We start from the raw sequence: 6,897 nt of genomic DNA on the forward strand, positions 1-6,897 counted from the left end.
TATGTACCGCCGTGTGTTTAATTTCGGTTAAGGGGGTCGCCAACGGTTTGGGCTCCAACCAAAGCCAGGTTTGTCACCGCTACAAAATGTTCGTACCCCACCTTGTGGGCGACGCTCTTCGCGAGAAGGTCAGAAATCCCAGCGGACGCCGAGGTGCGCCGACCAGCCACGCGCGCCGGCATCGCCGATCTTGTTCTGCCAGTCGGCCTCGCCGTATACGGACACGTGGTTGCGCCACGCCCACGTACCGCCCAGGCCCACTTCCATCATCTGGCCGAACTTGCCGCCGGTGAACTGCTGGGTGACGTCGAAACCTTCCGCGCCGACATCCACCTTCGGCGAGCCGCCCCAGCCCTTGATGTAGTTCGCCCGGGCATACGGCGTGAACCGGCTGCCGGCCGCGGTCGTCCAGGTGCGGTCGAGGCGTAGCCCCGCGCGGCCGATCGTCTGGTCGAGCGATTCGTAGTGCGTGGCGATGCCATCGACATCGACCTGGTCGCGCAGGCCCACGTGCTGGCGGGTGAGCTGCAGCTGCGGCTCAAGCTCCCATCCGCCCTCGAACCGAAACGGGTAGCCCGCTTCCACCGAGCCTTCCCACCCGGTGCCGTGGATGCGCGCCGTGCCTTTCGTGCGGCCGGTATCCACATCGCCCACGTGGCGATCGCCCTGGGCGATGGCGTCGATGTAGAAGCCGTTCTGCTGCTGCCAGGTGACGAACATGGCGACCGTGTTCGTATCGAACTTCGCATGGCTGTAGCCATCGGGCGCTTTCGGGTCGAGCCGCGTGGTGCCATGCGTGTACGCCACGCCGGCGCGCAGGCTCGAGCGGTCCATGTCCAGCGCGAAGATATTCGCGCCGACCTGCACGGCGCGGGTGTCGACATCGTAATCGGCGCCGAACTCGCTGAAGGAACGGTTGGTCGACACCTTGTAATCGCCACCGAAGGTGCGAACGAAGGTTTCCCCGCCCAGGCCTTCGCCGAGGTCATCCATGTTGCGCGTCTCGCCGAGCCGGCGGTGCAGGTTATCGACCGAACGGTAGCCGTACAGCGCTAGCGCCGACGGTGCAGCGATATAACCCTGTACCTGCGGCGCAAGCGCCGGCCGCGTTTCAACCGCCACTGGCTGCGAGGGAATGCCCGTGCCGCTGCCCGCTGGAACGGGCGGCGTATACGGCGTCCCCGCGGGTGGCGTCGGTGCCGGTGTATCCGTGGTCGGCGCTGGGCAAGGGCCGTTGCATACCAGCACGTTGGCGAGGCGATAGTCCCAGAACGTGTTCCCGCTGGTCGCACCCCCGACGACGCGTTGCGCCGCGTCGCTCGAGCCGGGCTGGAAAGCGTACAAGCCGTATTGGTACGGACCGTAGGCAAGGTAGCCGCCCTTGAGCCGGAACGCGCCGCCGTCCGAGGCGCCGGCGACCTGGACGAGGCTGATGCCTTCCCCGGCCTCGACGAGGCCATCGCGATTCAGGTCCGTCAGGGCGCCCTTGCCTACCGTGGTAGGTGCCACGTCGAGCACGGTCTCTCCGCTGGCATCGCCCTGCACGAGCAAGCGGTCGGTCGATTGCGCGGCCAGCGGGCCGCCTGCATCCAGGGTACTGGCGAGTTTCACGCGGCCCGCGTTACCGGTGTAGTTGCCGTCCACGGTGAGGGTGTTGCCCGGTGAGCCCGCGCCGTTGGTCAGGTCGATGGTCCCGCTGTTGCTGACGTTTGCCGCGCCCGGCGTGGCCGCCGAGATGACCGGGTGCACGCCGTTCCCGGCGTACAGCGTAGAGGTGGGATCGATATTGACGTCGCTGCCGGCGAGGACCAGGTTATCGCTGAGCTCGAACCCCGCGCCGCGCGCCAGGTTGAACGTATTCCAGCCGGCGATGCGAATGCCCTTCCCTAGGTCATCGGCGTCAAACGTACCGCCGCGTGCCTGGGTGCCGTCGAACGTCAGTACGTTGCCCCCACCGTTGCCGGCCAGCAGGTGGTAGGTCGAGGACGTATCGACGTTGCCGAGGGTCGCCTGGTTACCTGCACCGCTGCCCATCGTGAGGCCGCCGGCCAGCGTGCCGCCGCTCCACTGGAACGTGTCGCTGCCCTCCCCGGTCATGATCTCGCCGGTGACGGCGCCCGCGCCGAGGCTCACCGTGTCATTCCCCGCGCTGCCACGCACGGCAAGCGCCGAAGGCGAAGCGGCCGTGACGATACCCGAGTTGGTGAAAGCGGTGCCGTTGCCATTGGCGAGCTCCACCACGGGTGCGGTCTTGCTCGCCGAGGTGAGCGTGCCCGCGTTGGTGACGGACGACGCCGTGCCCGCCACCAGCGCCGAGCCGCCGGCGGCATCGAGGATATTCACCGTGGCCGCGCTCTCGACCGCGCCGTCCGTGAGTGCCTGGATGCCGGTGCTTCCCGCGCCCCGGCCGTTGATGGTGAAACCGCTTCCCACGGCGAGATCGCCGGTGGTCGCGCTGCCGTCGGCACGACGGAACGCATAGCCGGTACCACTGCCATCGACATCGAGCGTGGCCGACGACGCGGGGTCGATCGCCACCGCCGTACGGAGGCCGGCACCGTTATTCGTTCGCAACACCGCCTGGTCGAGGGTGATCGCACTCGTGTCGGCGGCATTCTCGATCGCATTGCCCGTGCCCAACGCGGCGATGGTCGTCCCGCGCGCGATCAATGACGTCGCACCGGCATCGAGCAGCACGCCATGCGCGCTCCCGTTCGTGGTGATCGCTGAATCGCCAGTGCCGAGTTGCAGGCCGGCACCGGAAAGCAATTGCACGCCCGCGATGCCATCGTCCACGGCGATGGTTCCGGCGGGATTGAGGCGCTGCGTTCCCGCGCCCTCTACACGGACGCCGGTGCCATTCCCCACATGGATGCTTCCGGTATTGGCGAGCGTGCCATCGCTACGCAGGATGGCGCCGGTTGCGCGCGGCCCGCTGAGATCGACGCTGCCGCTGTTACTCGCCGTGGCACCGGATTCCACGACGAGGCCGGTCGTATCGGCCCCAGTGAAGGCCAGCGTGCCGGCATTCGTGAGCTGGGCCCGGTTGCGAGCTAGCAGGCCGGTCACGCCGTTCGCCGCGGACGCAATGTTCGCGTTGCTGGTCAGGCTCGTCGTGGCCAGGGGGGTATTGACGCTCGCACCGGTGAGGTCATGTTTCTGGCCGTCCGCCACGCCGCCGATTGCGCCGTCGCCCGTGAGTGTCATCGTCGTTGCCGCATCGATCGTCGCCGTGGCACCGCCCTCGGCGACAACCCCTTGCGCGCCCGCGCCGGTGACGGCGATGCGCGCGTTCTTCGTATCGAGCACGGAGCCCGTGCCGGAACCAAGGATGCCCACGGCCTGCGGGCCCGAAACCGTGCCCGTGAGACCCGTGCCATCAAAATCCGCGCCACTGTCCAGGCGGAACAACGTGGAGCGCTGGGTCGACACGTCGAGGTTCGATCCGCTGGCTACGTTGATGTGCGCGTTGTTGCCGTACGCGAAGAACCCGATCTGGTCCGTGCCGTTCGCGAACGTCGGCGCGGCGCCGGCCGCGACGTTGACGGTGGCGCGGCCGCGCGCATGGATGCCGATCGCGCCCGTGCCGGTGAGGTTCACCGCACCCTGCACGTCGCCCGTCGCCGTGCCCGTACCCTGCCCTTCGGTCCACACGCCGTAGTTGCTCGTGCCGCTCGACGGATCCGCGGCGCCCGAGACTTTGATCACACCCGTGCTGTGCACCAGCGAAGCGGTGCCACCCGTCGAAAGCGCCTTGATGCCGATGCCGTTGACCCCGGCCACGTTGATGGTGCCCGTATTGCGGATGCCCGGCCCCGTGCTTCCCGCGTTCACCACGGAGATGCCGAAGGTGTCGCGTGGCACGGCGGAGGCGCGCCCGTTCACGTTGATGGTGCCCGCGTTGTTCACGTTGGCACCCGCGCCCGTTACCAGGATGCCCGCCGCGTTCTGCGTGAGCGAGCCCAGGGTGATCGTGCCCGCGTTGGTGACCGTGCCACCGGTCGCGACATTGATGCCGGTGCTCAGCGAGGCCTGGTTCAACGCCACGTCCGCGGGCTGGTCCGCCGTGCTGGCCTGCGCGCCGCGGCCGAGGTAGATCAGGCCCGTGGCGCCGTTGGTGAAGGTCGACGTCGGCGTATTGATGTAGACACCGTTGATCGAGCCGTTCGACTTCGAGCCGGTGACGGCAAGGTTGACCGTGCCATTGTTGGTAGCCGTCGACGTGGGCCCGAGCCGGATCGCGTTGGTCGGGCCAGCCCCATTCACCGTACCCAGGGCCGCGTTGATGATGCCTGCACTGTTGTTCGTGAACGTGCTGCCATCGCTGGCATCGACGATGTTCATGCCGTACGTCGTGGGCTGGGTCGGCGATCCGCCGAAGAAGCCGCCGTTGATCACGCCGGAGCTGCTGCCGCGCGCGCCGATCAGCTCGACCGCCGTCCGGTCGCCGCTATTGCCCGCGGTAGCGATCGTGCCACGCACCCGCACGACGGCGCCGCGCGTCGCGCGTATCAGTCCGCCGTTGGTATTCACCCCTTCCAGCGTGGCCCCCGCCGCGACGACGCCGCGTGCGTTCGGGCCATCGAGGCCCATGACTACGCGTTGGCCCACGGGCTGGAAGCCATCCTGCTGGTCATCCGCAGTGATGCCGTAGGTGATGCTCTGGTTGCTGTACGTATAGGCCTGGTTGAACAGGTTGCTGTACTGCGTGTAGTCGATCGAGCCCTTCTGGATCCCCGCGATAAGGAACGCGTTGTAATCCCTGAGCTGGGCCGCGTTCGTCACCGTGTGCGAGGTGGTCACGCCGTTGCGGTCGGTGACGTTGAACGTACCGCCATACTGCGAGATGTAGCCAACCGCGTAACCCTGTGTGGTCGCCGGATTCTGGTCGCCCACGAAGGTGAAGCGATTGTTCGAGTTCCAGTTGACCGTGCTCGCCGCCGTACCGGTACCGTCGGCGGCGAACAAGGTGCTCTGCTTCGCGGCAAGGGTCACGCCGTTGTTCGCGCTATTGCTGGCCGCACCGGCATCACCGAGCGCGACGTTGAGCGTCCCGCCGCCACTGCCTACCTGGCCGATGCGCATGTCGATGTACTGGTTATCGCCGACGTTGACGATATCAGGTACCTGCGTCTGGTACGTCACCGGCGCGAGGTCGTTGAAATTCGTCGAGTTGTACACGGAAACCACGCGGTTGGTCCCCGTGATCGGGTCGCGCACCGTGATGCCCTGGTTCTGCGGACCGGGGTTGAGGCGCGGCTTGCCGATCCATTGCTCCGATCCGTTCTGGATGCGGCCCTTGTCGTACAGGGCCTGGAGCGTGGTCGGCTGGTTACCGGCGAGGCCCTGTTCGAACTGGCCCGCATTGCCCACGAGGTTCACCGTGGTGCCGGTGGGGACGACTGTGACACCCACTTCGCCGTCGTTGTCGCGCGGGTTGTAGTTGGGGACGGTCGTGGTCTGTGCATGCACGCCTGGTACGGAAGCAGCGAGCGATGCGGCGATGGCGAGGAACAGCACCGCGCGGCGGCGGGCGCCTGGAGCCGGGCGGGAGGCAGGCGTGGAACAGGTCTTCATGTTGTAGGGTTTCCCGTTTAAGCCGCCGTCCGGAGCGGCTTTGACGCACGGGCACGCACAAGCCCGGATGAGCGAGCCCCCCTCACTCCACCCCACCCGATGCCCATGGCTACCGTGCAGAGCAGCGGCCAGCAACAAAGGGTTGCAAAAACCGCCTCCGAATACGTGTATACGGATTCGGCAATGAAGGATTTGTCGAAAGTGACGGATTCGCTACATCCAGTCGCGTTGTGGGAGCGCGCTTGCGCGCGATGGGTGCTTGCCGCAAGTCCCATCGCGCGCAGGGGCGCTCCCACAAGTGATTGAAGCCCGTTCAGGCCATCAGAAACTCCAGCGCACTCCCACATTCGCTCCCCAGCCACGCGCACCCGCGTTGCCTATCTTGTTCTGCCAGTCGGCCTCGCCGTACACGGCAAGCTTGTTGCGCCACGCCCATGTACCGCCGAGCCCCACCTCCATCATCTGTCCGAACTTGCCACCGGTGAACCGATCGGAGAAGGCGTACCCCTCCGCGCCCACGTTCACGTTCGATACGCCACCCCAGCCCTTGATGTAGTTCACCCTCGCGTAAGGCGTGAACTGGCTGCCTGCGTCCGTATTCCACGTGCGATCGAAGCGCAGTCCCGCGCGACCGATCGTCTGCTCGAACGCGTCGAATCGCGTCGTCACATGGTCCACATCCACGCCGTTGTCGAGGCCGATGTGCTGGCGGACCAGTTGCAGCTGCGGCTCGAGTTCCCATCCGCCGTCGAAATGGAAGGGATAGCCCGCCTCCGCCGAACCGCTCCAGCCCGAGCCGCGCACGCGCGAGGCATCCTTGGCTCGCAGCGTATCGATGTAGCCGGCGTGGCGATCGCCCGAAGCGATCAGGTCGAGGTAAAGGCCGTTGGCCCACTGCAGCGTGACCAGCGCCGCGATGGAGTTGCTGTAGAGCTTCGCATGGCTGTAGCCGTCGGCGGCTTTCGGGTCCAGCCGCGTGGTGCCGTGCGTGTACGCCACGCCGGCGCGCAGCGTGAAGCGGTCCGCCGTGAAGTCGAAGATGTTTGCGCCGACCTGGACGGCGTGGGTCTCGATGTCGTAGTCGTAGCCGTAATCGCGGAACGACCGGTTCGATGAGACGTGGTAGTCGCCGCCAAACGTACGCACGAAGGTTTCGCCGCCCAGCCCCTCATCCATGCCGTCGATATCGCGGACCTCACCCAGGCGGCGATGCAGGTTGTCGATCGCACGGTAGCCATAGAAAGCCAGTGCGGAGGGAGAGACGATGGCTGCCGGCACCTGTGGCACCACGGCGGGGCGTGCGTCGGCTTCGGCCAACGG

The 6,897-nt window shown here is 66.8% G+C and carries 2 protein-coding genes; both read right to left on the reverse strand.

Going from position 1 to position 6,897, the window contains the following annotated elements:
- Positions 1 to 129: 129 nt before the first annotated feature.
- Complete coding sequence (locus ACTHLF_RS21400) at positions 130 to 5,577, reverse strand: autotransporter outer membrane beta-barrel domain-containing protein (RefSeq protein WP_440330283.1); 5,448 nt, start codon at positions 5,575 to 5,577, stop codon at positions 130 to 132.
- 321 nt (positions 5,578 to 5,898) lie between these two features.
- The coding region (locus ACTHLF_RS21405) for an autotransporter outer membrane beta-barrel domain-containing protein (RefSeq protein WP_440330284.1) at positions 5,899 to 6,897 on the reverse strand (999 nt) is incomplete at its 5' end.

The sequence above is a fragment of the Luteibacter sp. genome (assembly GCF_051958795.1).
Lineage (GTDB): Bacteria > Pseudomonadota > Gammaproteobacteria > Xanthomonadales > Rhodanobacteraceae > Luteibacter.

What these genes read in the sequence shown, in the direction of transcription:
- ACTHLF_RS21400 (WP_440330283.1), bottom strand. Translation starts at nt 5,577, where the DNA reads ATGAAGACCTGTTCCACGCCTGCCTCCCGCCCGGCTCCAGGCGCCCGC.